The sequence below is a fragment of the Vibrio sp. Vb0304 genome (assembly GCF_033338995.1).
GTDB lineage: Bacteria > Pseudomonadota > Gammaproteobacteria > Enterobacterales > Vibrionaceae > Vibrio > Vibrio alginolyticus.
This window is the reverse complement of record NZ_JAWOTT010000014.1, coordinates 16,685-42,493: the sequence shown is the minus strand read 5'-3', so window position 1 is coordinate 42,493 and position 25,809 is coordinate 16,685. Positions and strand designations below refer to the sequence as shown.

29 protein-coding genes are annotated in these 25,809 nt (G+C 44.8%); 10 read left to right on the top strand and 19 right to left on the bottom strand.

What is annotated here, in order from left to right; genetic code table 11:
• Positions 1–10 precede the first annotated feature (10 nt).
• The 11 genes from mgtE to R7P35_RS16510 all read right to left on the bottom strand — a co-directional run bounded on the left by mgtE (position 11) and on the right by R7P35_RS16510 (position 8,773).
• On the bottom strand, positions 11–1,369 hold the full coding sequence (gene mgtE, locus R7P35_RS16560; RefSeq protein ID WP_005381121.1) for a magnesium transporter: 1,359 nt from the start codon (positions 1,367–1,369) through the stop codon (positions 11–13).
• A 148-nt stretch (positions 1,370–1,517) separates the two neighbouring features.
• Positions 1,518–1,793, bottom strand: a complete 276-nt coding sequence (locus R7P35_RS16555; RefSeq protein WP_005381120.1) for an HPr family phosphocarrier protein — start codon at positions 1,791–1,793, stop codon at positions 1,518–1,520.
• 2 nt (positions 1,794–1,795) lie between these two features.
• Positions 1,796–2,659 carry an RNase adapter RapZ gene (gene rapZ / locus R7P35_RS16550; RefSeq protein WP_149191738.1) on the bottom strand — a complete coding sequence of 288 codons (864 nt, stop codon included), beginning with the start codon at positions 2,657–2,659 and terminating at the stop codon, positions 1,796–1,798.
• Between the two features lie 14 nt (positions 2,660–2,673).
• Positions 2,674–3,120 (bottom strand): PTS IIA-like nitrogen regulatory protein PtsN, encoded by a 447-nt coding sequence (gene ptsN / locus R7P35_RS16545; protein WP_005381116.1) that lies wholly within the window; start codon positions 3,118–3,120, stop codon positions 2,674–2,676.
• Positions 3,121–3,122: 2 nt separating this feature from the next.
• On the bottom strand, positions 3,123–3,410 hold the full coding sequence (gene hpf / locus R7P35_RS16540) for a ribosome hibernation promoting factor (protein WP_005381114.1): 288 nt from the start codon (positions 3,408–3,410) through the stop codon (positions 3,123–3,125).
• Between the two features lie 24 nt (positions 3,411–3,434).
• Positions 3,435–4,904, bottom strand: a complete 1,470-nt coding sequence (locus R7P35_RS16535; RefSeq protein WP_005381112.1) for an RNA polymerase factor sigma-54 — start codon at positions 4,902–4,904, stop codon at positions 3,435–3,437.
• 50 nt (positions 4,905–4,954) lie between these two features.
• Positions 4,955–5,680, bottom strand: coding sequence for an LPS export ABC transporter ATP-binding protein (lptB, locus tag R7P35_RS16530; RefSeq protein ID WP_005381111.1), 726 nt, complete (start codon positions 5,678–5,680; stop codon positions 4,955–4,957).
• A 1-nt stretch (position 5,681) separates the two neighbouring features.
• A complete protein-coding gene (gene lptA / locus R7P35_RS16525) occupies positions 5,682–6,176 on the bottom strand; it encodes a lipopolysaccharide transport periplasmic protein LptA (protein ID WP_005381109.1) in 495 nt (164 codons plus the stop codon).
• The gene (gene lptC, locus R7P35_RS16520; RefSeq protein WP_005381106.1) at positions 6,157–6,720 is read right to left on the bottom strand and encodes an LPS export ABC transporter periplasmic protein LptC; all 564 of its coding nucleotides are present in this window, start codon (positions 6,718–6,720) and stop codon (positions 6,157–6,159) included. Before lptC ends, lptA begins: the two co-directional genes overlap by 20 nt.
• Positions 6,721–6,806: 86 nt before the next feature.
• Positions 6,807–7,778, bottom strand: coding sequence for an arabinose-5-phosphate isomerase KdsD (gene kdsD, locus R7P35_RS16515; RefSeq protein WP_005381104.1), 972 nt, complete (start codon positions 7,776–7,778; stop codon positions 6,807–6,809).
• 29 nt (positions 7,779–7,807) lie between these two features.
• Positions 7,808–8,773: a calcium/sodium antiporter gene (locus tag R7P35_RS16510; RefSeq protein ID WP_005381102.1), complete on the bottom strand. Its 966-nt coding sequence runs from the start codon at positions 8,771–8,773 to the stop codon at positions 7,808–7,810.
• A 374-nt stretch (positions 8,774–9,147) separates the two neighbouring features.
• On the opposite strand from R7P35_RS16510, the gene mlaF reads away from it, so the two are divergent.
• From mlaF to R7P35_RS16470, 8 genes are all read left to right on the top strand, one after another.
• On the top strand, positions 9,148–9,951 hold the full coding sequence (gene mlaF, locus R7P35_RS16505; protein WP_005388422.1) for a phospholipid ABC transporter ATP-binding protein MlaF: 804 nt from the start codon (positions 9,148–9,150) through the stop codon (positions 9,949–9,951).
• Entirely contained in the window at positions 9,941–10,732 is a 792-nt protein-coding gene (gene mlaE, locus R7P35_RS16500; protein ID WP_005381100.1) for a lipid asymmetry maintenance ABC transporter permease subunit MlaE, read from the top strand. Before mlaF ends, mlaE begins: the two co-directional genes overlap by 11 nt.
• A gap of 2 nt (positions 10,733–10,734) precedes the next feature.
• Positions 10,735–11,223, top strand: coding sequence for an outer membrane lipid asymmetry maintenance protein MlaD (mlaD, locus tag R7P35_RS16495; RefSeq protein ID WP_005381099.1), 489 nt, complete (start codon positions 10,735–10,737; stop codon positions 11,221–11,223).
• A gap of 2 nt (positions 11,224–11,225) precedes the next feature.
• Positions 11,226–11,864 (top strand): phospholipid-binding protein MlaC, encoded by a 639-nt coding sequence (mlaC, locus tag R7P35_RS16490; RefSeq protein ID WP_005381098.1) that lies wholly within the window; start codon positions 11,226–11,228, stop codon positions 11,862–11,864.
• Positions 11,864–12,184 (top strand): lipid asymmetry maintenance protein MlaB, encoded by a 321-nt coding sequence (locus R7P35_RS16485; protein ID WP_005381093.1) that lies wholly within the window; start codon positions 11,864–11,866, stop codon positions 12,182–12,184. Before mlaC ends, R7P35_RS16485 begins: the two co-directional genes overlap by 1 nt.
• Before the next feature lie 3 nt (positions 12,185–12,187).
• On the top strand, positions 12,188–12,442 hold the full coding sequence (gene ibaG, locus R7P35_RS16480; protein WP_213987826.1) for a BolA family protein: 255 nt from the start codon (positions 12,188–12,190) through the stop codon (positions 12,440–12,442).
• 9 nt (positions 12,443–12,451) lie between these two features.
• On the top strand, positions 12,452–13,708 hold the full coding sequence (murA, locus tag R7P35_RS16475) for a UDP-N-acetylglucosamine 1-carboxyvinyltransferase (protein ID WP_005388419.1): 1,257 nt from the start codon (positions 12,452–12,454) through the stop codon (positions 13,706–13,708).
• A gap of 155 nt (positions 13,709–13,863) precedes the next feature.
• The gene (locus R7P35_RS16470; RefSeq protein WP_005381088.1) at positions 13,864–14,589 is read left to right on the top strand and encodes a 1-acylglycerol-3-phosphate O-acyltransferase; all 726 of its coding nucleotides are present in this window, start codon (positions 13,864–13,866) and stop codon (positions 14,587–14,589) included.
• An 85-nt stretch (positions 14,590–14,674) separates the two neighbouring features.
• Here R7P35_RS16470 and R7P35_RS16465 read toward each other — a convergent pair whose 3' ends face one another.
• The 5 genes from R7P35_RS16465 to arcA form a co-directional block, all read right to left on the bottom strand.
• Positions 14,675–15,064: a RidA family protein gene (locus R7P35_RS16465; RefSeq protein ID WP_005381087.1), complete on the bottom strand. Its 390-nt coding sequence runs from the start codon at positions 15,062–15,064 to the stop codon at positions 14,675–14,677.
• Between the two features lie 130 nt (positions 15,065–15,194).
• The gene (gene pyrI / locus R7P35_RS16460) at positions 15,195–15,656 is read right to left on the bottom strand and encodes an aspartate carbamoyltransferase regulatory subunit (protein ID WP_005381086.1); all 462 of its coding nucleotides are present in this window, start codon (positions 15,654–15,656) and stop codon (positions 15,195–15,197) included.
• Between the two features lie 15 nt (positions 15,657–15,671).
• Entirely contained in the window at positions 15,672–16,601 is a 930-nt protein-coding gene (gene pyrB / locus R7P35_RS16455) for an aspartate carbamoyltransferase (RefSeq protein WP_005381085.1), read from the bottom strand.
• A 281-nt stretch (positions 16,602–16,882) separates the two neighbouring features.
• Positions 16,883–17,887 carry an ornithine carbamoyltransferase gene (locus R7P35_RS16450; RefSeq protein ID WP_318092360.1) on the bottom strand — a complete coding sequence of 335 codons (1,005 nt, stop codon included), beginning with the start codon at positions 17,885–17,887 and terminating at the stop codon, positions 16,883–16,885.
• Between the two features lie 156 nt (positions 17,888–18,043).
• A complete protein-coding gene (gene arcA / locus R7P35_RS16445) occupies positions 18,044–19,264 on the bottom strand; it encodes an arginine deiminase (protein WP_005381082.1) in 1,221 nt (406 codons plus the stop codon).
• A gap of 583 nt (positions 19,265–19,847) precedes the next feature.
• Between arcA and rraB the strand changes: the two genes are divergently transcribed.
• Together rraB and R7P35_RS16435 are read left to right on the top strand one after the other, a co-directional pair.
• A complete protein-coding gene (gene rraB, locus R7P35_RS16440) occupies positions 19,848–20,261 on the top strand; it encodes a ribonuclease E inhibitor RraB (RefSeq protein WP_005381081.1) in 414 nt (137 codons plus the stop codon).
• Between the two features lie 154 nt (positions 20,262–20,415).
• The gene (locus R7P35_RS16435) at positions 20,416–21,216 is read left to right on the top strand and encodes a glycosyl hydrolase 2 galactose-binding domain-containing protein (RefSeq protein ID WP_005381080.1); all 801 of its coding nucleotides are present in this window, start codon (positions 20,416–20,418) and stop codon (positions 21,214–21,216) included.
• Positions 21,217–21,235: 19 nt separating this feature from the next.
• Here the strand turns inward: R7P35_RS16435 and R7P35_RS16430 are convergent, their stop codons facing one another.
• The 3 genes from R7P35_RS16430 to R7P35_RS16420 form a co-directional block, all read right to left on the bottom strand.
• Positions 21,236–22,141, bottom strand: a complete 906-nt coding sequence (locus R7P35_RS16430; RefSeq protein ID WP_136976377.1) for a bifunctional helix-turn-helix transcriptional regulator/GNAT family N-acetyltransferase — start codon at positions 22,139–22,141, stop codon at positions 21,236–21,238.
• Between the two features lie 115 nt (positions 22,142–22,256).
• Entirely contained in the window at positions 22,257–22,661 is a 405-nt protein-coding gene (locus R7P35_RS16425) for a DUF2061 domain-containing protein (RefSeq protein ID WP_005381078.1), read from the bottom strand.
• A 225-nt stretch (positions 22,662–22,886) separates the two neighbouring features.
• Positions 22,887–25,745: a valine--tRNA ligase gene (locus R7P35_RS16420; RefSeq protein ID WP_213904995.1), complete on the bottom strand. Its 2,859-nt coding sequence runs from the start codon at positions 25,743–25,745 to the stop codon at positions 22,887–22,889.
• Between the last annotated feature and the right edge of the window lie 64 nt (positions 25,746–25,809).

The following is a 25,809-nucleotide window of genomic DNA, read 5'->3' as shown; positions in this document are numbered from 1 at the left end:
GTTTTTTCTGTTAGGTAATCAGTATTGTGGCAAGCCCTAAGAAGACAGATAAACCAATCACATCCGTCACCGTTGTTAATGCCATACCACCAGCTAAAGCAGGATCGATGTTCATTTTTTTCAATAGGATTGGAATCGTTACTCCTGCAATACCTGCGACCAATAAGTTGGTCAGCATGGCGGCGGAAATGATTCCTCCGAGCATCCAGTTACCTTTCCAAGCAACAACAATACCACCAATAATCAGCGCCCACATGATACCGTTGAGTAAGCCGATCGAAGCTTCTTTCATTAACAGTTCGCGTTTGTTTGAGTCACCGATATGACCAAGAGCAAGACCACGAATCACTAGTGCGACGGTTTGGTTACCAGCGACACCACCCATGGACGGAACAATCGTCATCAATACTGCAATGGCCGCCATTTGATCTAATGTGGCCTCAAACATATTAGAAACGGAAGCAGCAGCAAGGGCGGCTAATACGTTAGCGCCAAGCCAGATACTGCGTTTGCGAGCTGATTTTACAACAGGCGCGAAAGTATCTTCGTCATCGTCCATACCCGCCATACTCATCATCGAGTGTTCCGCGTCTTCACGAATAACGTCAACCACGTCATCGATGGTGATACGACCGACCAAATGCAAGTTTTCATCAACAACAGGTGCAGATACCCAATTACGGCGTTCGAACAGACTCGCAACATCTGAGTCGCTAGTATCGACGGTGATGGCCTCGTCCGCGTCTTCCATTACATCAATGATTTTTACGTCTGGCTGAGTGGTAATAAGCGTCGTGATCGGCAGTTCACCGATGAGCTTACTCTCTTCATCGATCACATACAGGGCATCCGTAGCTTCTGGAAGCTCGCCTTTCATACGTAGATAACGCAAAACTACGTCCACATCGACGTCACCACGAATTGTGATGACGTCGGTGTTCATCAGTCCACCCGCAGTGTCTTCTGGGTAGGATAGGGCGGTTTCGACCCGTAGACGGTCAGAGGAGTCCATTTGCGACAGGACTTCGCGTGACAGGTTGTCAGGCAAGCTACGCAGTACGTAAGCCACGTCATCGGTATCCATGCCTTCTGTCGCTTCTGCAAGCGCTTCTGGTGCCATTTTGGATACGAGGCTGTCTTTGACGTCTTCGTTCAGCTCGTCAAGGATTTCACCATAATCTTCAGGGTCGGTGAGTTGCCAAAGAACTTCACGGCTCTTCCGTGGGGAGGCTTCTAAAAGGTGAGCGATATCCTCAGGTTCCATGTCCTGTAATTGACGACGAACATGGACGAAGCGACCATTTTCTAGCGCTTCTGTGACTTCTTGGAGGGCTTGGTGAGCTTGGTCGAATTCAATTTGCTCTGCCATTCATTCCTCCCAATTCCTGATATTTACAATGCGTTGAATAATAACTTAATTCTAGGCGCCTTTTAATAACAACTTATGATACTAAGCAAATTTATTTATTAGGTCAGGGAAGAGAAAGATAATGGGAGGTAAGAAAAAAGCGAGTAAACTACTCGCCTTCATCAAATTTATCTTCGATCAAGTGGCAAACGGCATCCAGTGCTTCTTCCGCTTGCCCACCCGTTGCGTGGATCGTGACGTATTGTCCTTGAGCGGACTCTAGCATTAACAGGCCCATTACGCTGTCTGCTGTGGCGGTTTTGTCTTCTTCATTGTCGATGGTGATGACCGCTTCAAAGCTCTGTGCCAGTTCGACCAGTTTGACTGCTGCACGAGCATGTAAGCCAAGGCGGTTTTGAATCAATACTTTACGACTTAACTCCACGGCTACTCCTTAGCGTTTTTCTCTAGTGAGGTATGGCGAATTTGTACTTGGTGTCCTTTGTTGGCGAAGTATTCACCGATTTGCTGAGTTAAGTACACCGAGCGGTGCTTACCACCAGTACAACCTATTGCAACGGTCAGGTAGCTGCGGTTGTTTTTCTCAAGCAGAGGTAACCAATTCTCTATAAAGCTTTCAATTTGATATTTCAAACTTAACACCGATTGGTGTTGCTCTAAAAATGCGGCGATAGGAGTATCCAGACCTGTAAGCGGGCGTAGTGCTGGTTCCCAATGTGGGTTAGGTAAGAAGCGAACGTCAAATACGTAATCGGCATCGGAAGGCAGGCCGTATTTAAAACCAAAAGACTCAAATACCATAACGAGCCCTTTGCGATCTCTGCCTTCAACGCGCATACGCACGGTTTCACTCAATTCATGCAAAGACTGCCCACTACTATTTAGGACCAGATCTGCATGCGCTTTGAGTGGCGTCAAAATTTGCTTCTCACGCTCGATGGCTTGATCGAGCGAGAGGGAGGTGCCACCTAAAGATAACGGGTGAATTCGGCGTGTTTCGCTGTAGCGTTTGAGTAGCGTTTCTTTATTAGCGTCCAAGAAAAGCACGGTCACATCAAGCTCAGTTTTTAACTGTTCTAGTGTACTCGTCAGTTCTTTTAGCTTTTTAGGAATATTACGAATATCAATGCTGACTGCAACATTCTGTTTGCTGTCAGCAACAGAATGAACAAATGCGTCCAGCAAGTTAACTGGCAGGTTATCAACACAGTAGTAACCTAAGTCTTCCAGTACACGAAGCGCAATACTTTTACCGGCACCTGAGTGCCCGCTAACAACGATTAGTCGCATGGAGTTAGTCCTGCTTATTGGTGAATCATGATGTCGTAAAGTTCTTCATCACTCTGAGCATTACGCAGTAGTTTTAATACTTGCTTATCGCTCAGACGTTCTGCCATAGAGGATAGAGTCTTGAGGTGCTCTTTGCACTGTTCTTCTGGTACAAGGAGCGCAAAAAGAAGATCGACAGGTCGATTGTCAATCGCATCAAATTCGATTGCTTCATCACATTGCAGTAAGACAGCAATGGCCTTGTCGCTTGATTGCATTCTCGCGTGAGGGATCGCAATACCGTTTCCGATACCGGTACTGCCCATTTTTTCTCTATTGAGCATGCATTCGAACAGCTCGGTAGAATCTTGGCCCGTTTGATCAGCCACGATACGGCTGATCATTTCAAGGGCGCGTTTTTTACTCGTGCAGTGGACCGCACTTTTGGTGCAGTCCAATGACAGTATTTCGCTCAGTTGCATGATTAATGACTGTTTAGTTTTTCTTTGTGCTTATTAAGTTGGCGAACCAATTTATCTACCAGCGAATCGATCGCGGCATACATATTTTCGTCATCGGCTGATGCGTGGATTTCGCCTTGATTTATGTGAAGCGTAGCTTCCGCGATTTGAGTAATTTTTTCAACTTTTAGTACAACATGCACTTGATTGATATGGTCGAAGAACCTTTCGAGCTTCTGAAACTTAGAATTTACATAGTCTTGCATTGAATCGGTAAGATCAACGTGATGGCCTTGAATATTGATTTGCATAGACTTTCCTTTTCAGTTAGTGCCTTATAATAGGCGTTTACGCTGACTTGAAGGGGCAATTCCCAAGGATTCGCGATATTTGGCTATCGTACGTCTTGCGACCTGAATCCCTTGGTCAGCCAGAAGAGCAGCAATCTTGCTATCACTCAGTGGTTTGGCAGTATTCTCTGCTGCGACCAGTTTTTTAATGAGTGCACGAATTGCTGTTGATGAACATTCTCCGCCGTTGTCAGTACTAACATGGCTAGAGAAGAAGTACTTCAATTCAAAAATACCACGTGGTGTATGCATAAACTTTTGCGTTGTTACACGAGAAATCGTGGATTCATGCATGTCCACAGCCAAAGCGACATCATTGAGTACCATTGGCTTCATGGCTTCCTCACCATACTCGAAGAAATCTTGTTGATGTTCAACAATACATCTTGCAACTTTGAGTAGCGTCTCGTTTCTACTCTCTAAGCTCTTAATTAACCATTTTGCCTCTTGCAAATTGCTGCGGATGTACTGGCTATCCGCGCTATTACCTTTGCCTAATTGAGCATATTGTTGATTTACTTTTAATTTTGGCACGCTATCCGGGTTTATAGAAACGGTCCATTTGCCATTGTCTTTAAAAACGGATACGTCTGGAATTACGTACTCGGTATCATCAGGAGTGATGCGACTACCTGGACGAGGATCTAACTGTTGGATAAGCTTTAAGACTTCACGAAGATCGGCTTCTTTCAGCTTAGTCTCTTTGATGACGAGCTTGTAGTCTCGGTTGCCTAGGTGATCAATATGATCCGCAAGTATCATTTTGGCTTCAGCAAGCCACGGCGTGTCTTCTGGGAAGGTCGTCAGTTGCAGTAACAAACATTCTTGTAAGTTACGCGATGCAACGCCAAGAGGATCGAATTGTTGAATGCGTTTACGAACAGCTTCTACTTCGTCTAACTCTATCTCTTCATTATCGAAGCTCTCATGAATCTCTTCAGGCGACAAAGTTAAATAGCCGTAGTCGTCAACAGCGTCAATAATCGCTAATGCAATCGTGCGGTCGGTTTCACTGAATGGTGTTAGGTCAAGCTGCCACATGAGGTAATCATGTAATGATTCAGTGGTTTCGCCTTGGTAGACGGGCATATCATCATCAAGAGCTAAGCCAGTGCTACCAGTATTCGCGCTGTAGACGTCATCCCAAGTCGTGTCGATTTCAAGTTCAGAGCTAATTTCTGATTTCTCTATCACATCGGAGCTATCTGGAACGTCAATTTCTGTTGGTTCGCTAGCACTGTTGCTATCAGCAGCCTCGACCGCTGACTTATCTTCACCGTTTGCTAGAGGCTCGTCTTGGCCTTCTTCAACTTCCAATAATGGGTTTGAGTCCAACGCTTCTTGGATTTCTTGTTGAAGATCGAGTGTCGACAATTGCAATAAGCGAATCGCTTGCTGCAACTGTGGCGTCATGGCTAACTGCTGACCTAGCTTGAGTTGTAATGAAGGTTTCATTCAGTGTTACTTACCTTGTAATGCTCAGAATCTTACCGTTCCTAATATAATCATAGACGGAATTGTTCGCCGAGATAAACTTGTTTCACCTGTTCATTATTGAGAACTTCTGCCGGAGTTCCCGATGCAATTAGGTGCCCTTGGCTCACGATATAGGCTTTTTCACATACGTCCAGTGTTTCACGTACATTATGGTCAGTGATTAACACTCCGAGACCACGATCGCGCAGATGCTCAATGATTTTCTTGATGTCATTAACCGAAATTGGGTCAACACCAGCGAAAGGTTCATCCAATAAAATGAACTGAGGGTTGGCCGCTAAAGCTCGAGCGATTTCCACCCTGCGTCGTTCACCCCCTGATAGTGCCATACCAGCACTGGTTCTGATGTGCTGGATGTGGAATTCTTCCAACAAATCTTCCAGTTTATCTTGGCGCTCTTCCCTCGTCATTTCTTGACGAGTTTCAAGTACGGCCATGATGTTATCTTCTACTGAAAGCTTACGGAAAATCGACGCTTCTTGCGGAAGATAGCCAATGCCAAGGCGTGAACGGCTATGCATCGGTAAAATACTGATGTCATTGTCGTCAATGGTAATGGTGCCCTCATCACGAGGTACTAAGCCGACAATCATGTAAAACGAGGTGGTTTTACCCGCACCGTTTGGACCGAGTAGCCCAACAATCTGACCAGATTCAACTTCTAAGCTAACATCAGTGACGACTTTGCGTTTTTTGTAGCTTTTCGCCAAGTTTTTCGCACTCAGTACTGCCATATTAGTTCTCTATCTGATTGGGTTGCAAAATGGTCGTAACGCGCTCTTCCTTAGAGCTATCTGCGACTAGCTTTTGTTTACCAATTTGGTAACGAATCGAAGAACCTTTGATGGTGTTGTTGTCTTGTGCCAGCTGCGCTTGACCTTTCATGGTCAGTTCGTCTGTAGAAATACGGTAATCCAACTCCGTAGCTTGACCACTAAGTGTTTTACCATCGTCCATCAGCTGAGAAAACTTCGCAGGTTTACCAAATGCTTGAATCTGTTTAATTGCTTCGGTTTTAGGATCGCGAGTTACCACGATTCTATCAGCATCGATATTGATGCTCCCTTGCTTAAGAGATACATCGCCTTCAAAAACAACCTGGTTACTCTTCATATCCACCTGTTGGGTGTCAGAGTTTATGTAAACCGGCTGTTGAGTATCCGACTTGAGTGCCAGCGCTTGAGGCGCCGCCAATACCAGTGCCAGTAGGCTAAGGTGTAACGGTTTCATATCGACCTTGAACTTCATCTGTCAGAGTCGCAGTATGCTGTTTTAAGTTGCCTTGCATTGCGCCTCCAGTAGTTTCAAATTGTGGTCCAACCAACATCACTTGTTGGTCAGCTTTAAAATCACGATTGGTTAGATTAATGACCAATTTGTCTGTTGCCATGGTATCAAAACTCGCACCAGGCAGAAGATTTTGCATTAAGACTTTGTCATATAAAGTCAAAACTTGGTCTTCATCTAACACTGCTCTTGTGGCAGTCACCTTCCATTCAATGACGCTACCTTCACGGTAAACCATCAAAGTCGGGTTATTAAAAATAGTATCTCCACTCTTAGCATAATGGTCTAAGTTAGTGGAGCGAATGATGTAACTGCGGACACCATCTTCACCGTAGGTGATGTTTTCTAATCCAGAACCACTGAACATGGGCAGTTCAGAATCTGGTGCTACTTGAATTGCGTCGTTGCCTTTAGGGGTTAGTAGGTAATAACCGCACCACGCTACAACGAAGATCAAGAGCAAATAAATAAGGCGAGTAAAACTCATATAATGAAGGCCTATCGTTTAGCTCAGTACTTCCCTGACCATTGCCTTTATTCGTCTAATAAATGATTTAAATGTTTGTGCTGATATTACATCACGCCAGCTTTTAGTAAATCGTGCATGTTCAGTGCACCCACAATTTTTTCGTCTTTACATAAAATCAGAGCGTTAATGTTTTTATTCTGCATCAAGTTCAAACCTTCAACCGCCAGCATATCAGGGTGTGCTGTGGTTGGGTTTGTCGTCATGACCTCGCCAATTGCCGTCGTATGAATATCGATACGCTTGTCTAAGGTACGACGTAAATCACCATCGGTGAATATACCAAGCATAGCATCGTGCTCATCGACGATGGCTGTCATGCCTAACCCCTTTTCTGAAATTTCAAGCAGGGCATCGCGAATTAATGCGTCAGGAGAAACTTTAGGTAACGCTTCTCCAAAGTGCATAATATCAGACAACTTAAGTAGCAGTTTTCTCCCCAGTGCACCACCTGGGTGAGATAGGGCAAAATCTTCGGCAGAAAAACCACGAGCTTGAAGCAGAGCTACGGCTAATGCATCTCCCATCACTAATGTGGCAGTCGTACTGCTAGTTGGCGCCAAGCCTAACGGACAAGCTTCTTGAGGTACCGTGATTTGCAGGTGTAAGTCAGACAGCTTGGCCATATTTGATTCTGGCTTACCTGTCATGCTGATGATCTTAATATTCAGGCGCTTTAATACTGGAAATAGAGACAGAATTTCGTTTGATTCACCAGAGTTAGAAATTGCCAGCACGATGTCACCAGGGCTGATCATACCCAAGTCACCATGTGCGGCTTCGCCTGGATGAACGAAAAACGCCGAAGTCCCAGTGCTTGCCAGAGTGGCGGCAATCTTGTTACCAATATGGCCTGACTTGCCAATACCCATAACGACAACCTTGCCGTTGTTGGAAAGGATAAGTTCACACGCTTTTTCAAATTGATCATCAAAGTAGGTATCTAGCTCTTGCAGAGCAGCAACTTCGATATCAAGAACTTGTTTAGCAGCAGCGCGAAAATCAAATTGATTGGACATATCAGATCTCTACTTATTGATCGTGGTAATTAAGCGGTCATGTTTGCGAATAAGTACACTTGGTAACCTAAGAAGCACACAAACAAGATGGCACCTTCAATACGGTTAATACTGCGTGATTTACCCAAACACATCGCGACAAGTAACAATGAAACGCCTAACATGACCCAGAAGTCACGTCCCATCGCGTACTCACTGAGCACCGATGGATTAATGATGCCAGGAATCCCCATGACCGCCAGAATGTTAAACACATTCGAACCGATAATGTTACCGACAGCCATGTCGTCTTCACCCTTTAAAACTCCCGCAAGTGATGCGGCTAGTTCTGGCAGGCTAGTGCCAATGGCGATAATAGTTAGGCCGATAACAAGGTCGCTCATACCAAAGTGTTTAGCAATGATTACCGCGTTATCAACCAGCATGCTGGCTGCCAAAGGAAGCAGTATCAAGCCAATAACCACCCACATGATTGCTTTAGGGTTGCTGACGCCTTCTGGGATCTCTGACTCTTGGTCATCAAGAAAAACATCACCTGATTTTTGCTCTTTGCGGCTGATTTGCAACATAGCAAATAAAAATGCCCCAAAGAGTACAAACAATAAGACACCCTCATAAAAACCGAGATGGCTATTCCAAAGCAGAATACCAGCGAGTACGGTTACGGCTATCATGAGTGGAAGTTCTCGGCGTATGACGGCGGAGCTAATCGACAAAGGCTTGATCAGCGCTGTAATACCTAGGATTAACGCAATGTTCGCTATGTTTGAGCCTAATACGTTACCCACAGCTGTATCTGTTTTGCCATCCCAAGCGGCGGTTGCAGATACCATCATCTCAGGGGCAGATGAGCCCATCGCAAGGATTGTCATGCCGATGACAAGCGGGGAAATACCGACGTTGCGGGCTATCGCTGCAGAGCCAAAAACAAGTTTATCTGCACTCCAAACAAGCAAAACAAGACCGACTATAAGCAACGCAACGGCTTCGAGCATGAGAATTCCTAAGTATTAAATAAGTAAAATGAATAACCGCTAATTTTGACCTTTTGCGGCCTAAAATGGAAGATAAACGAAGAATAAATTAAAGGTTAGTAACGAAAATGTATGTAAATCTCACTCATTTAAATGAGCAATTCTGGTCTAGGATTTAAACACTTCGTGCTAATTAGGTCATAAACCATGAGAAATTGCAGGGATATAGTCGACTTTATTTAATTGAACAGTGCTTTAAATTCAACGCCAATGTGCTTATGATTGCAGCCTAATAAATGTACCGACGTTACTTTATTAAACGTAGAATTCAACTCCGATGAGTATCTGCTTGATGATTCCGTGAGTTGCAACGCTCCTACAGTAGAAGAGATGATATGTCGAACAACGATTTAGTCACCGTGAACAACCTCACTTTTTCACGGGGAGAACGCATGATCTTTGATGATATTGATCTGCATGTTCCTGAGGGCAAAGTGACGGCCATTATGGGACCATCGGGAATTGGTAAAACAACACTGCTGCGTTTGATTGGTGGTCAGTTGTATCCCGAGCAAGGAGAGATCTGGTTTGATGGAGACAATATTCCCTCTCTCTCGCGTAAAAAACTCTACCATGCTCGAAAGAAAATGAGCATGTTGTTCCAGTCAGGGGCTTTATTCACTGATTTGAATGTTTTTGATAATGTCGCCTTTCCATTGAGAGAGCATACCGATTTATCGGAAGATTTGATTCGCACCATGGTGTTACTCAAGCTCGAAGCTGTCGGTCTACGCGGCGCGGCGCAATTAATGCCGAGTGAGCTTTCAGGTGGTATGGCAAGACGCGCTGCTTTGGCTCGTGCAATCGCACTTGACCCTGACCTGATCATGTACGATGAGCCGTTTGTGGGGCAAGACCCAATCACTATGGGCGTTTTGGTTGAGCTAATTAGCAATCTAAACCAAGCGTTAGGTTTGACCTCTATTGTGGTTTCTCACGACGTACCTGAAGTCATGAGTATTGCTGACTGGGTATACCTGATGGCCGATGGAAAAATCATCGCCTATGGTACGCCAGAAGAGCTGACTCAAAACTCTGATCCTCGTGTCCAGCAGTTCTTACAAGGTGATGCCGACGGTCCTGTACCGTTTCGTTTCCCTTCTCAAAGTATCGAAAAGGACTTATTTGATGGTCGATAACTTCATTCACTTTGTCGCCTCGCTGGGTCGACGCACGCTTTCTATTTGCGGAGCATTTGGTCGTGCGACTTTCATGTTGATTGGGGCGCTATTTTCTAAGCCACAACCGATCAGAAGCTTTCCTCTGCTTGTTAAGCAACTTTATTCTGTTGGTGTTCAGTCGCTAGCGATCATCGTCGTATCTGGTCTGTTCATTGGAATGGTTTTGAGTCTACAAGGCTATGTTGTGTTGGTGGATTACGGCGCAGAAGGCAGTTTGGGGCAAATGGTAGCGCTTTCGTTACTCCGTGAATTAGGACCCGTTGTTACTGCACTTTTGTTTGCTGGTCGTGCCGGTTCTGCGTTAACCGCAGAGATAGGTCTAATGAAAGCAACGGAACAACTGTCTAGCCTTGAAATGATGGCGGTAGACCCATTGAAACGAGTGATTGCACCACGGTTTTGGGCTGGGGTTATCTCAATGCCTTTACTGGCTATGATTTTCATGGCTGTGGGAATTTGGGGCGCTCAGCTTGTTGGTGTTGACTGGAAAGGCGTTGATCACGGCAGTTTTTGGTCAGCGATGCAGTCCTCTGTTGAGCTAGGGCAAGACATTGGTAACAGTATGATCAAATGTTTTGCGTTTGCAATTACGGTTACTTGGGTCGCTCTATTTAACGGTTATGATGCTATTCCAACATCGGAAGGGATCAGCCGAGCAACTACGCGCACTGTTGTGCATTCTTCTTTAGCAGTACTAGGATTAGACTTTGTACTGACCGCATTGATGTTTGGGAATTAATCATGCAACAAACACGTAAAACTGAATTATGGGTTGGCAGCTTTGTATTAGCGGGAATTTGCGCGATTCTTGTGATGATTTTTCAAGTTGCTGACGTAAAAAGCATTGGCTCTGGTGATACTTATACCCTCAAAGCCGAGTTCGATAATATTGGCAGTTTAAAAGTTCGTTCTCCCGTAAAAGTGGGGGGCGTTGTGATTGGTCGAGTAAGTAGTATTTCGCTTAACCCAGACAACTTATTGCCAGTTGTAACACTATCTATCAATAGCAAATACAATCAGTTCCCAGAAACGTCGAGCGTACAAATTTTGACATCTGGCCTGATTGGTGAGCAATACATTGGTTTAGTACCTGGCTTCGTTTTTGATGATGAAGTCATGCTGGTGGATGGTGATACCATCGAAGACACCAAATCGGCGCTTGTGCTTGAAGACTTAATTGGTCAAGTACTATACAGCGTAGGTGGTTCAGACGACTCAAGTAAGGAATAACTATGTTAGCGAGATTACTACTTTCAGTTTGTGCTGTGTTTAGCGTCTTTGGAGCAACAGCAGCAGAGGTGGATAAAACTGAACCTTATAAGATGATGAAGCAGGTAGCTGAAGTCACGTTCGAAAGATTGAAAGCCGAACAGCCGAAAATCAAACAAGATCCAAATTTACTTAAAGTGATCGTTGAAGAAGAGCTAATGCCTTACGTCAACTACCGCTATGCAGGGTTAAAACTTCTTGGTCCAAACTTAAAAGGTGCTAAGCGTGAAGATGTACTTGAGTTTATCGATGCATTTCGTGCTTACCTGATTGCGTCTTATGCACAAGTGTTGACGCAATACTCTGACCAAAAAATTGAGTTTGGTCCTGAGCCTAGCATTGATGACTCTAAGCGTATTACAAGCATTAAAGTTGATATCATCGATACTCCGCGTCCAAACATCAAACTTGAGTTTAAACTGCGTAAAGACAACCAGTCTGGTGAGTGGGAAGCATTCGATATGATTGCAGAGGGCATTAGTTTGCTTTCTAGTAAACAATCCGAATGGAACAGTAAAATTCGTCAAGAAGGTATTCTATCTGTTGCTAAAGACCTAGAAAAATTGGCCGCAGAACCGATCCGCTTCGAGGCGAAGAAATAATGGCCCAGACTCCCGCTCAGTGGCAATTGGATCAAAACATTCTTAAGCTAACAGGGGCACTTGATAGAGATACAGTGCCTTCATTGTGGGCGTATGCACAGCAATGGCAACCTGCTCAATCGGAGCTGGAATGCTCGCTAAAAGAGATAGAGCGCGTCGACTCTGCAGGAATGGTGATGTTAATCCACTTATTAGAGCATGCAAAAAAGCAAAACTGTCATATAATGCTCAGTTTCGTGCCGGCGCAACTGCGCACTTTGTTTCAACTGAGCAATGTTGAATCTTTAGTGGCCAAACACATACAGAATTATCAGGGGTAAATTGTGGATAGCGCAAAAGTACAACAGTTATTAGAAGAAGCACTAAACCTTCAAGAAGTGCATGTGAAAGGTGAAGGTAGCCACTATGAAGTGGTTGCTGTTGATGCTTGTTTCGATGGAATGAGCCGCGTTAAGAAGCAGCAGCTAATTTATGCTCCTCTGATGGGATACATCCAGCGTAACGACATTCACGCATTATCAATCAAAGCGTTCACACCAGAAGAGTGGGCTCGTGATAAGAAATTGATGTCGCTTTAAGGTTTATTGATGGAAAAGTTTCGAGTTATTGGGTCAGATAAACCACTAGTTGGTGAAGTGACCATTTCAGGTGCAAAAAACGCAGCACTGCCGATTTTATTTGCGTCTATCTTGGCGGAAGAGCCAGTAGAAGTGGCAAACGTACCACACCTTCGTGATATCGACACAACTATGGAATTGCTTAAGCGTTTAGGCGCGAAAGTAAGCCGCAATGGCTCTGTTCATGTTGATCCAAGCAGTATTACAGAATACTGCGCGCCTTATGATTTAGTGAAAACCATGCGTGCTTCTATTTGGGCTTTAGGTCCTTTGGTGGCGCGCTTTGGTCAAGGTCAGGTTTCTTTACCAGGCGGTTGTGCCATCGGTGCCCGTCCTGTGGATCTGCATATTTCTGGTTTAGAGCAGCTTGGCGCAACCATTACATTAGAAGATGGTTATGTGAAAGCAGAAGTGGATGGTCGTCTAAAAGGCGCGCACATCGTGATGGATAAAGTCAGCGTAGGCGCGACGATCACCATCATGTGTGCCGCAGCGCTGGCGGAAGGCACAACAACACTAGATAACGCTGCGCGTGAGCCTGAAATCGTCGATACCGCTGATTTCCTAAATAAGCTTGGCGCAAAAATCTCTGGCGCTGGCACAGATACCATTACGATTGAAGGTGTTGAGCGCTTAGGCGGTTGTAAACACAACGTGGTTGCTGACCGTATTGAGACGGGAACATTCCTTGTCGCAGCAGCAGTATCTGGCGGTAAAGTGGTATGTCGCAACACTAATGCTCATTTGCTTGAAGCGGTTCTCGCCAAGCTGGAAGAAGCTGGCGCGCTTGTCGAAACGGGTGAAGATTGGATCTCCGTTGATATGACCGACCGCGAGCTAAAAGCGGTAAGTGTACGTACTGCGCCACATCCTGGTTTCCCGACGGATATGCAAGCTCAATTTACGCTACTGAACATGATGGCGAAAGGTGGCGGCGTAATCACTGAGACTATCTTTGAAAACCGCTTTATGCACGTACCAGAACTCATGCGTATGGGCGCTAAAGCTGAGATCGAAGGCAATACGGTTATCTGTGGTGATGTTGAGTCACTTAGCGGTGCGCAAGTGATGGCAACCGATCTACGAGCTTCGGCTAGTTTGGTTATTGCAGGTTGCATTGCTAAAGGCGAAACCGTCGTTGATCGTATTTACCATATCGACCGTGGTTACGACAAAATCGAAAATAAACTGGCTGCACTTGGCGCAAATATTGAGCGAGTGAGCTAGGCAAGTTAAACTGCACCGCAGGTAACTTGGATATCAAGAGAGCCGAAACCTGAGTTTCGGCTTTTTTATATCACTCTCATGACCATATTTTCCCTTTATGGAAAGAGAGATATTAATAGCTGTATCTGGCAAAAGCCGGTTCCTGGAGAACAAGAATGATTGCACTGTTACGTGTATTTGCTGTCGCTATCTTTGCGATTGTTATGTTTATTGGTGGTTGTGGTTACTGCCTATTAAGCCCTAGAAACCCTAAGCACGTTTTCACTTTTGGCCGTTTGTTTGCCAAGATGTCTCGTGTGTTTGGGATTAAGTTAGAGTTGCGTATCCCTGAAGATGCGTATTCACGCGGCCAACATGTTTACATTGCTAACCACCAGAACAACTGGGACATGTTTACTGTTTCTGCGGCTGTGACTCCGAAAGTTGTGACAGTAGGTAAAAAGAGCTTGGCTTGGATGCCACTGTTTGGTCAGCTTTACTGGCTTACGGGTAACATTCTGATTGACCGAGCGAATCGTTCTAAAGCAAAAGGTACTATCGATCAGGTCGTGAGCAGCATGAAAGAAAGTGATGTTTCGGTGTGGATGTTCCCAGAAGGCACGCGTTCTCGTGGACGTGGTTTGCTGCCATTCAAAACAGGTGCTTTTCATGCGGCAATTGGTGCAGGTGTGCCAATCATTCCTATCGTATGTAGCTCGACGAATAAAATTAAGCTGAACCGTTGGAACAATGGTCATGTGATTGTTGAAATGCTACCTCCAATCAGCACTGAAGGCTATGGTAAAGAGGGCATTCGCGAGTTAGCGAATATCTGTCGTGAACAGATGAAAGAGAAGCTTGAATCGTTAGATGAAGAAGTCAAACAGCGCAACGCTGCTTAAGTTTTACTGCGATATCATCACGAAAAGACAATAAAAAACGGGTAGCCTGAGCTACCCGTTTTTTTATGTTTGTCAGCAAGTGCAATTATTTGCGAACAGCGATTGCTTCAATCTCGATGCCAACATCTTTTGGTAGGCGAGCCACTTCTACACAAGAGCGTGCAGGGTAGTTTGCTACACCGTGCTCATCAAAGAACTTGCCGTAAACTTCGTTCACTGTGCCAAAGTCATTTAGGTCTTTAACAAAAACCGTTAGCTTTACAATATCAGATACTTTAAGACCTGAAGATTCAACTACAGCCTTTACGTTTTCTAGAGACTGACGAGCTTGTTCTGCGATATCAGCAGACACTTCACCTGTCGCTGGGTTTACTGGGATTTGGCCTGAAGTAAGAACCATGTTACCTAGATCTACGCCTTGAACGTAAGGACCGATTGCTGCTGGTGCAGACTCAGTGTGAAGTACTTTCGTCATTTGATTTTTTCCATCAGTTGTAGGGAATAAAGATTCTCAGTTTGCCTCTAAACCCTCGGTAGGTAAAGAGCAAAATACCCTGACATTGCAGGGTATTTTAAACGTATCACAGCCTAGTCGTGCGGCGTGTTTATCGCTCGGTTACGATCTCGCGTGAGAACACTTTCTCGCAGTATTTACACTTTAGGCGGATTTCTTGTTTCTTCTCGAACACGCTAAAGCTGCTTTCTACTGGTTCATTATGAGAAATACAGTTTGAATTCGGGCATTCAAATACATCATTGATGCGCTCAGGAAGCTCTAACGCGAGCTTTTTCACCACTTCATAGTTCTCGATTTGATTCACGGTCGCGTGAGGAGCATACAACGCTAGCTTGCTCGCTTGCTCTTCATTGATAAACACATTTTCGATTTTGAGTAGATCTTTATGACCGAGTGCTGATGATGGCAAGTTCAGTCCAATCGTTACGCGTTGTGATGAATTGTGCATATCGAACAGTCTTAATACTTTGATGCCGATTTGCGCAGGGATGTGGTCGATGACCGTACCATTTTTGATTGCTTCTACCTGCAATTGAGTTTCTTTAGCCATGATTTTTCCCCTCGATTACAGTGTTTCGTTTAGAACAAGCGCCAGCAGTGCTTGGCGAGCATACACGCCATTTTGAGCTTGCTGGAAGAAGTAAGCATGAGGCGTTTTATCAACATCAGTTGTGATTTCATCCACACGTGGTAGTGGGTGCAGCACTTTCAAGTTCTCACGCGCGCCTTCTAGTAGTGCCGCTGTTAGGATGTAAGCCGACTTAATATGTGCGTATTCCGATTCGTCAAAACGTTCTTTCTGTACGCGTGTCATGTACAGAATATCCAGTTCAGGAATCACACTTTCCATGTCTGTGTGTAGGCTATATTGAATGCCAGCTTCGTCTAGTTCTTCGCAGATGTAATCTGGCATTGCCAGCGCATCTGGTGCAACAAAGAAGAAGCGGATGTTGTTAAACTTTGCTAAGGCTTGAGTCAGTGAGTGCACTGTGCGGCCATATTTTAGGTCACCTACGAATGCGACGTTCAGGTTGTCTAGACGCCCTTGTGTTTCCGCGATGGTGTATAGGTCGAGTAGCGTTTGAGTTGGGTGTTGGTTTGCACCGTCGCCCGCGTTGATCACTGGCACGCCATTTGAAAATTCAGATGCCAAGCGAGCGGCGCCTTCTTGTGGATGACGCATCACAAAGGCATCGACGTAAGAAGAGATGACTTGTACTGAATCTGCGAGTGTTTCGCCTTTCTTCGCCAGAGAGGTATTACCATCATTATCAAAGCCAATCACGTCACCACCAATGCGCTGAATCGCTGTTTCAAACGATAAACGTGTACGTGTTGATGGTTCAAAGAAACAACTTGCAACGACTTTGTTTTTAATCAGTTCTGGTCGAGGTGCTTTTTTAAGGCTACCTGCTGTTTCTACGATAAGTTCCAGTTCTTCGCGTGAAAGCTCTGGAATAGAGATGATGTGCTTCTGGTAAAGCGAGTTCGCCATGATCTTCTTCCCTATAACATTGATGACTACATCCAAATAACCGAAAGGAATTTTGGACATAAAAAAACCTCCCCAATGGGGAGGTTTTAAAATTCAATAGAATTAACGAAAATAACACCACGTAAGCGTAGTCGCTTAGCGAGAGCAAATCGCGTTTTTACGTCAGCAATCAGCGTGGTCATTTCTTAATCCTCAGACAAATTGCCGAGCATTATACGCTTAACTTTCGTGAGCGCAAGCGATTACATCATGGTTTTTATCGGCTGTTTTTGCGCGCTGGTTTAGCTTCCTAGCGTCGCAACCATCACGGCTTTGATGGTATGCATACGGTTTTCAGCTTCGTCGAATACGATGGAGTATTCCGATTCAAATACCTCTTCTGTTACTTCAAGGCCTTTCATACCGTATTTTTCAGCGACTTCTTTGCCGACGGTGGTTTCATCATTGTGGAAAGCTGGAAGGCAGTGCATGAATTTCACATGTGGATTACCCGTTTGCTTAATCACGTCCATATTGATTTGATAAGGTGTCATTAACGCTACACGTTCATCCCATGCCTCGGCAGACTCACCCATAGACACCCAAACGTCGGTGTATAGGAAGTCACAACCTTTCACACCTTCCTCAACGCTTTCTGTTAACGTGATTTTTGCACCGGTTTGTTGCGCGATAGTTTGACAAGTTGCCACGAGATCTTCTTCAGGCCAGAACGCTTTTGGCGCGACAAGGCGAATATCCATGCCCATTTTCGCTGCGCCCACCATAAGTGAGTTACCCATGTTGTTGCGCGCATCACCTAGGTAAGCGAAGGTTACTTCATGTAGCTGTTTACCACGGCCGTGCTCTTGCATGGTCAGGAAGTCAGCAAGGATCTGGGTTGGGTGGAACTCATCCGTTAAACCATTCCACACTGGAACACCAGCATAAGTACCAAGCTCTTCAACAATGGATTGGCCAAAGCCTCGGTATTCAATCCCGTCATACATACGACCAAGGACGCGAGCGGTGTCTTTCATCGATTCCTTATGACCGATTTGCGAGCCAGAAGGGCCGATGTAAGAGACTTGAGCACCTTGGTCAAAGGCAGCGACTTCAAACGCACATCGGGTACGAGTCGAAGATTTCTCAAAGATTAGTGCGATGTTTTTACCTTGAAGTTTCTTCTGCTCTGTTCCTGCATATTTAGCTTTTTTTAGCTCTGCAGACAGTTCGAGCAAAAAGTGGATTTCTTTGGTTGAGAAGTCCAATAGCTTCAAAAAGTTGCGGTTACGTAAATTGAAAGCCATAGCTCGTCCCTTAGTACATGTGATTAGATTAATAGAATTCATTAAAACATATAAATGCTTTTATTGTGAATAATTATTTTTAATTAAAGCTAAAAAAGGTTGATGTATTCACATCAACCTTAGTTTTGATTCACCTAATGTAAAGGGACGAGTAAGTTATATATCGTCTCGTTCTATTGGACAGCTCATACAGCGAGCGCCACCGCGACCACGACCAAGCTCGTTACCAGGTACTGTCAGTACTTTGATGCCAGCTTTATCGTATTTTTCGTTGGTGTATACATTGCGTTCGTAACCAATTACTACGCCCGGTTTTACAGTTAGAACGTTATTGGCGTCATTCCATTGTTCGCGTTCCGCTTCATAGCTATCGCCACCAGTGGTGATGATTTTCAGCTGATCTAAGCCAAGAGCGGACTCAATCGCGTGCAGATAGTTATGTGAGGCTTCAACATGCATTTCACCGTTGCCTTTTGGTGTTAAGCGCCATGTGTCGAGATCTTTGCGCATGATCTCTGGGTAGACAGAGAAAGTATCTACATCCATATGGGTCATCACAGTGTCTAAATGCATACATGAGCGGTGTTTAGGCAGATCAATTGCAATCACCTCGGTAGCTTGGCCTGCTTTAAATAGGCTCGCTGCAAGGTTCTCTACACCTTGCGCAGTCGTACGCTCAGACATACCGATAAGAACTGCACCTTTACCAATAACCAACACATCACCGCCTTCGACATTCGCGTTATCATAATGCAGATCATCGTCACCGAAGTATTTGATAAAATCTTGGCCAGCAAAAATTGGGTGCCAACGATAAATCGCACGTAGGTGGTTTGTTTCACGTTGACGTGCAGGCATCATCATCGGGTTAAGAGAAACGCCGCCATAAACCCAACACGAGGTATCACGAGTGAATAGGTGATTAGGCAGTGGCTCAATAACAAAGTCGAGAGGACGCTTCATTTTTGGCAGCATAGAAGATGAGGAGATCGGTAGCTCTGAGTAAGCTAAGCCACCTAAAAAGATGCAGGCAAGATGTTCATCATCCATTTCTGAAAAGTATTGGCGTAGGTCTCGCGCAAATGTTGGCCCGTAGCGAAAGTCAGAAATCTGAGTGTTCAGCAGCCATTGTTTTGCTTCTGGAACGGCGAGGGTTTCGACCAGTAAATCGTGGAGGAGAAGCACTTCAACGTCTTGCTCGCGCAGCGTACGTGCGAATGCATCGTGCTCTTCACCTGCCGCTTCTACAGCAAGAACGTCATCAAATAGCAACTCATGACAGTTTGACGGAGTTAAGTGGGTTAGGGCGCGTTCAGGGCGATTTAATAGAACTCGTCGAAGTTGACCAACTTCTGATCCAACGTACAGCTTGCTCATTTTGTATCCTTACAAATTTTCCAGCCATTAGTTATGACAAGCTTCCTAGAAAGATGCAAGTCATCAAGCTTTGTTTATATTCTGGTGTTTATGAATTTGAGAGTTTTTTATTTTTATTTTTATTTTTATTAAATTTATTATTAGATGTAAATGCTATTTTACTAAAATTAGAGTGCGTGCGTTTTTATTCTAATTTTCCCGTTGAGAAAGAATACATGCACAGTGCATAAAATGTGCATTTTTATTCTAAATTATGCATTATTGAAGTGAATTTATTCGTTATGCTTCTTCGTTTTACACGTGAGTGTATTCAAGAAAGCATCATAAACACGCATAGAAAGAGAAAATAACCACATTAAGTGTCAATTAGGATGTTCTGAATATTAAAAAATGCCATTCTTTGTTAATTTTTTGTTTCTTTGTGTGGTCGGTTTAATATTTAGATTCAAATAACCGATAAGAATCGCAGTGGTATGATGTTTGTTTGTGGCTTTTCATCGCAATCCATGCCATATTTCACCGGATCAGCATACTCAGTATCGGGTATTGTGTTTCCATCAAGTAACTAATCTGGAGCCAAAACATGTCTCACGAAGATGAATATCTATCAGTAGAAGAATTAATTGAGATTCAAAAGGAAGAGACTCGCGATATCATTGCAGCATTGCTAGAAGATGGCAGCGATCCAGATTCGCTATACGAAATTGAGCACCACCTGTTTGCAGAAGATTTTGACACGCTAGAAAAAGCGGTAGTTGAAGCATTCAAGATGGGCTTTGAAGTTCTTGAAGCAGAAGAAACTGAAGATGAAGATGGTAACAAGTTGCTTTGCTGTGATGCGACTATGGAGTCCGCACTTGACGCAGAAGCGATTGATGCGCAAGTTGAAAAATTGATTCACTTGGCAGAAAAATACGACATCATCTATGACGGTTGGGGTACGTACTACGAAGGCGAAGATGCGCTTTACCCTGAAGAAGATGAAGACGACGAGTAATCAAAGCTCACTACTTTTGGAAAAACCAGCGTTTAACGCTGGTTTTTTTATACCTTGAAAAACTGACGAATGTGGAGGCGATAAATAATTCACATTGAGTTTATAGGGGATTTCTCCCTATAATGCGTGAAAATTGATCTAGCTCAAGGTGTATATGCAACTCTCACTCGCCGGTTTATGGCAAGTCTCTCCACTGACGGACCTTTCTATCCCACAGGATGACATTACTTTCCCTGCTCCTTTGAGTCAGGTATTGCCAGCTGAAATGACAGAAGAAGCAATTCGTCAGCAAGAGTGGCACCTGATGCATGACATTGAAGTGGACGAATCCATGATGGCATTCCCAGCGGTAGAAATGGTGTTGGGTGGTGTGGATTACCATGCAGAAGTGCGTTTGAACGGAGTAGCATTGTTCGACTGTGACGGTTCTCAAAATGTCTACAAGAAAGACATTCGTCCGTTCATGCAAATGGGGCGTAACCGCTTTGAAATCTTGTTCTTAGAGGAAGAAGAGGATCTTCTGTTTGATGAAGATAAACCTGAGCTGTGCTCTCTGTCCGATCATGAATATAAAAAAAGTGATGAGCGCTTAGGGGTATGGCAAGAACCGTATCTGCAGTTCATTCGCAATGTGCGTTTAGACCGCGTGGCTACCGAACAGATTTGGCACCACGGTGGTGGTTGTGAGTTTAAAGTAGACTTGTACTATCAAACTTTTTCGCCGGGCCTGGTCTCTGCATCGGTTAAGTTTAATGGTATGACTTACCATATTCCTATTGATGTCCGAGCGGAGCATGCGAGCGCTTTATTCCAGATCGAAGCGCCAAAGTATGCCGATCTTACTGATCCTGATCCAAGTGATCTCTACCAGTTGTCTGTTGAGTTGGATGGGCAGCACCAAAACTTCACTGTTGCCTTGAGCCAGGAGCTTTGTGTTACCCATGTTGTGCTTTAACTCTTAGTAATGCTCTTTATTACAGTGTTTTAAGCATTACGACTTCACATGCATCATGCCCTGTTTGTCCAAGCGGGGCATCGAGATGCTCAAAGCCTAGCTTTTCATACAAGCTTACCGCTTCTCTCAGACATTCAGTTGTCTCTAAATAGCACTGCTGATACCCAAATTGTTTCGCCAATTGTAAGCTCAATGCGACGATGCGTTTGGCTAAACCGTGCCCTCGTGTTTGAGGTAAGAAGTACATCTTTTGTAGTTCACACACATTTGGCTCGCCAGCTAAAGGGGCAAAGCCACCGCCACCAACGATCTCTCCGCGATGTTCAATGACCCAATAGGCGGCCCCGCATTGATTGTAAACCGAATACATATCATCAAGCGTTGGATCGGCCACACCATAACCTTTGTCTGCGGTTAAGCCGTATTCTGCAGAGACTTTACGAATCACATCTGCGACTTGCGGGTTGTCTGCTTTAGTAAGAGGTCGAAGAACGTATTCCTCAGACTGACACACTTTTGTTAGCCCTTTTAGGTAAGTCTCTAGACCAAGTTTGAGTTGCTCTTGCTCGCTGTCATCGAGTTGGGTAAGCAGTTGTTCAAAGAAGTGGTTTTGCTGTTGGTCCAGTTGTGATAACGCCTGTTGGCCTTGCTCTGTAATCGCTACGAGTTGACTACGTTTGTCTTTTGGGTTTTCGATGCTCTCGACCAAACCTAATTTAATCAAACCAGTAACGGTTCGGCTCGCGTTGGACTTGTCGACATTAAGCTGCTGTGCCAGCTGATTGATGGTCAATGGCTGCAATTGGATTTCACCCAATGCGTGTGCTTGCACTGGAGTGAGAGCGACATCGCCGCATTGTTTATCAAGCATACCAAGCAATCGGACGGCTTGACGGGAGTAGTGTCGAAGTTGACGAGCGTTCATTATCACTTACCTCTAAAAATAAAGTTGCGCACCGCAATTAAATTAAGTGCGGTACGCAACCTTGTCAATGGTAAATGTCATTTTTCTTGTTAGGAGACGTAGTGAGCCTCCATGTTTAAGCGTGGTGATGTAAACAAAACTGCGGTGCTGGAGCTTTTTCTGATGATTTACGCATCCATACTTTCTCGTGGAAGTAGTAAGCCACCGTGTTCAAACTCGGCTCTAGCATCGCCATTACGCCGCCGACAAATGCATCACCTGTTAGTAAGTAAACCACGGTAAAAGCGACGCTGAAGTGCACGGTCGCAAAGCTTGCGGTTTTTAATTTGGTCATCCACTGACGAGCTTTAAGTGCTGGGACTTTTGCCCATGCCTTTTCATGAAAGTAGAAGGCTACGGTGTTCACTGAAGGCTCAATCATGGCAATTAAACTACCAATTAGAATGTCGCCAGTAAGCACGTAAGCGACACTAAACGCGATAGTAAAATGGAGTGCTGCAAAGGTTAGTGTCTTTTTCATGATAATTACTCAATCGTTGTGTTGTTTCGATAGGTCTATTATTGAGAATTATTATCATTAAATCTAATGGGCAGTTAAGATTAGTTTGATAGGTAAAAACTATTAAATAGGAGTGGAAGTAGGAGAGAAGAGCGAATATCTTTGAAAGCTTTCCGAGTGATAAATGCAAAAAGGGTTGATGCTTTCACACCAACCCTTTGATTCTTTTACTCTAGCCTTTAGCGATTAAAGTGCAGCGATCGTTGTCTTCTGCTCTTCTAGCTTAGCTAGCGTCTCTTTGTAGCCTTCAAGTTTCTCACGCTCTTTAGCAACAACTGCTTCAGGAGCTTTCGCTACGAAGCCTTCGTTACCTAGTTTGCCTTCGATACGCTTGATTTCGCCGTGAGTTTTCTTGATTTCGCCATCTAGACGAGCAAGCTCAGCGTCTTTGTCGATCAGACCCGCCATTGGGATCATCAGCTCAGACTTAGCAACCAATGCTGTTGCACACGCTGGCGTTTCTTCGTCAGCAGCAAGTACGCGTACAGATTCTAGTTTCGCTAGAGACATCAGTACTTGTTTGTTTGCTTCTAGACGCGCTGCGTCTTCTGCGTTTGCAGCTTTCAGCATAACGTCAAGTGGCTTACCTGGGTTGATGTCGTATTCAGCACGTAGGTTACGGATGCTGGTAATGAACGCTTTCACCCATTCAATATCGTCTAGCGCTTCTTGGTTGAAGTTTGCTTCGTCGAATTGAGGCAGTGCTTGAAGCATGATTGTCTCGCCTTCTACACCTTCAACTAGTGGCTTGATGCTTTGCCAGATAGTTTCAGTGATGTAAGGAATCACTGGGTGAGCTAGACGTAGAGTCTTCTCAAGAACCGTGATTAGTGTACGGCGAGTACCACGCTGTTGCGCTTCAGTACCTTTCCATAGAACTGGTTTAGTTAGCTCTAGGTACCAGTCACAGAATTGGTTCCAGATGAATTCGTAAAGCGTGTTAGACGCCATATCTAGACGGAAGTTGTCGATATGGTTGTTGAACGCTTTCGCTGCAAGTTCAAACTGAGACTCGATCCACTTGTCCGCTAGTGAGTATTCAATCTCACCACCGTTGAAGCCACAATCTTGCTCTTCTGTGTTCATCATTACGTAACGGCTTGCGTTCCATAGTTTGTTACAGAAGTTACGGTAACCCTCAAGACGCTTCATATCCCAGTTGATATCGCGACCTGTTGATGCCATTGCTGCAAGAGTGAAACGTAGTGCGTCTGTACCGTATGCTTCGATACCGTTTTCAAACGTCTTACGAGTGTTCTTCTCGATCTTCTTCGCTAGCTGAGGCTGCATCATGTTGCCACAACGCTTCTCTACTAGAGACTCTAGGTCGATACCATCGATCATGTCGATTGGGTCAAGTACGTTACCTTTCGACTTAGACATCTTGTCGCCGTTTTCGTCACGGATTAGACCAGTAACGTAAACTGTCTTAAATGGTACTTGTGGTTTGCCGTTTTCGTCTTTCACGAAGTGCATGGTCATCATGATCATGCGCGCAACCCAGAAGAAGATAATGTCGAAACCAGTTACTAGTACGTCTGAAGGGTGGAATACTTTCAGATCGTCAGTTTGCTCTGGCCAACCTTGAGTACCGAACGTCCATAGTGCAGAAGAGAACCATGTATCCAGTACGTCTTCGTCTTGGTGCAGTTCAATGACTGACCCTAGGTTGTTGTTCTTACGAACTTCTTCTTCAGTGCGACCTACGTAAACATTACCTTGGTTGTCGTACCAAGCTGGGATGCGGTGACCCCACCATAGCTGACGAGAGATACACCAGTCTTGAACGTCACGCATCCAAGAGAAGTACATGTTTTCGTATTGCTTAGGAACGAATTGGATGTCGCCGTTTTCTACTGCTTCAACTGCAGTTTTCGCTAGAGGCGCAGTACGCACGTACCATTGGTCAGTTAGCATTGGTTCGATAACCACGCCACCACGGTCGCCGTAAGGAACTTGTAGATCGTGATCTTTCACTTCTTCAAGTAGACCTAGCTCGTCGAATTCAGCAACGATAGCTTTACGAGCGGCAAAACGCTCCATACCGTGGTATTTAGCTGGTAGTTCAGTGCTGTAAGCTTCGCTTGCTTCGCCGTTAGTGTTGAATACTTCTGCTGAGTCGCGGATGTTCGCGTCGAAAGTCAGAATGTTGATCATTGGTAGCTGGTGGCGCTTACCTACTTCGTAGTCGTTGAAGTCGTGCGCAGGTGTGATTTTCACACAGCCAGTACCTTTTTCCATATCTGCGTGCTCATCGCCCACGATTGGGATGCGACGATCAACGATAGGAAGGATGATTTCTTTACCGATAAGATCTTTGTAACGTGGATCTTCTGGGTTAACTGCAACACCTGTATCGCCTAGCACGGTCTCTGGACGAGTCGTTGCAACAACGATGTAGTCTTTGCCATCCGCTGTTTTTGCGCCATCTGCTAGTGGGTAGCGGAAGTGCCACATGTTGCCTTTAGTGTCTTTGTTCTCTACTTCTAGATCTGAAATCGCGGTGTGTAGCTTTGGATCCCAGTTAACTAGACGCTTACCGCGGTAGATTAGATCGTCTTCGTATAGACGTACGAACACTTCTTGAACGGCGTTAGATAGACCATCGTCCATCGTGAAGCGTTCACGATCCCAGTCTACAGATGCGCCAAGACGACGAAGCTGCTTAGTGATAGTGCCGCCAGATTCGCCTTTCCATTCCCAGATTTTGTCGATGAAAGCTTCACGACCGTAATCGTGTTTTGTTTTGCCTTCTTCTGCAGCGATCTTACGCTCAACAACCATCTGAGTTGCGATACCAGCGTGGTCAGTACCTACTTGCCAAAGGGTGTTTTTACCCTTCATACGTTCACAACGGATAAGCGTATCCATGATCGTATCTTGGAACGCGTGGCCCATGTGTAGGCTACCAGTGACGTTCGGTGGCGGGATCATGATGCTGTATGATTCTTTAGTAGTGTCACCGTGTGGCTTAAAGTAGCCTTTCTCTTCCCAAGTCTGATACAGAGCTTGTTCGATTGAAGTTGGGTTGTATGTCTTTTCCATAGCGCTCTTTTAATGGATACGTTGATGGTTGAATCTTAGTCAATCTTTATAAGTGAGGGATCTT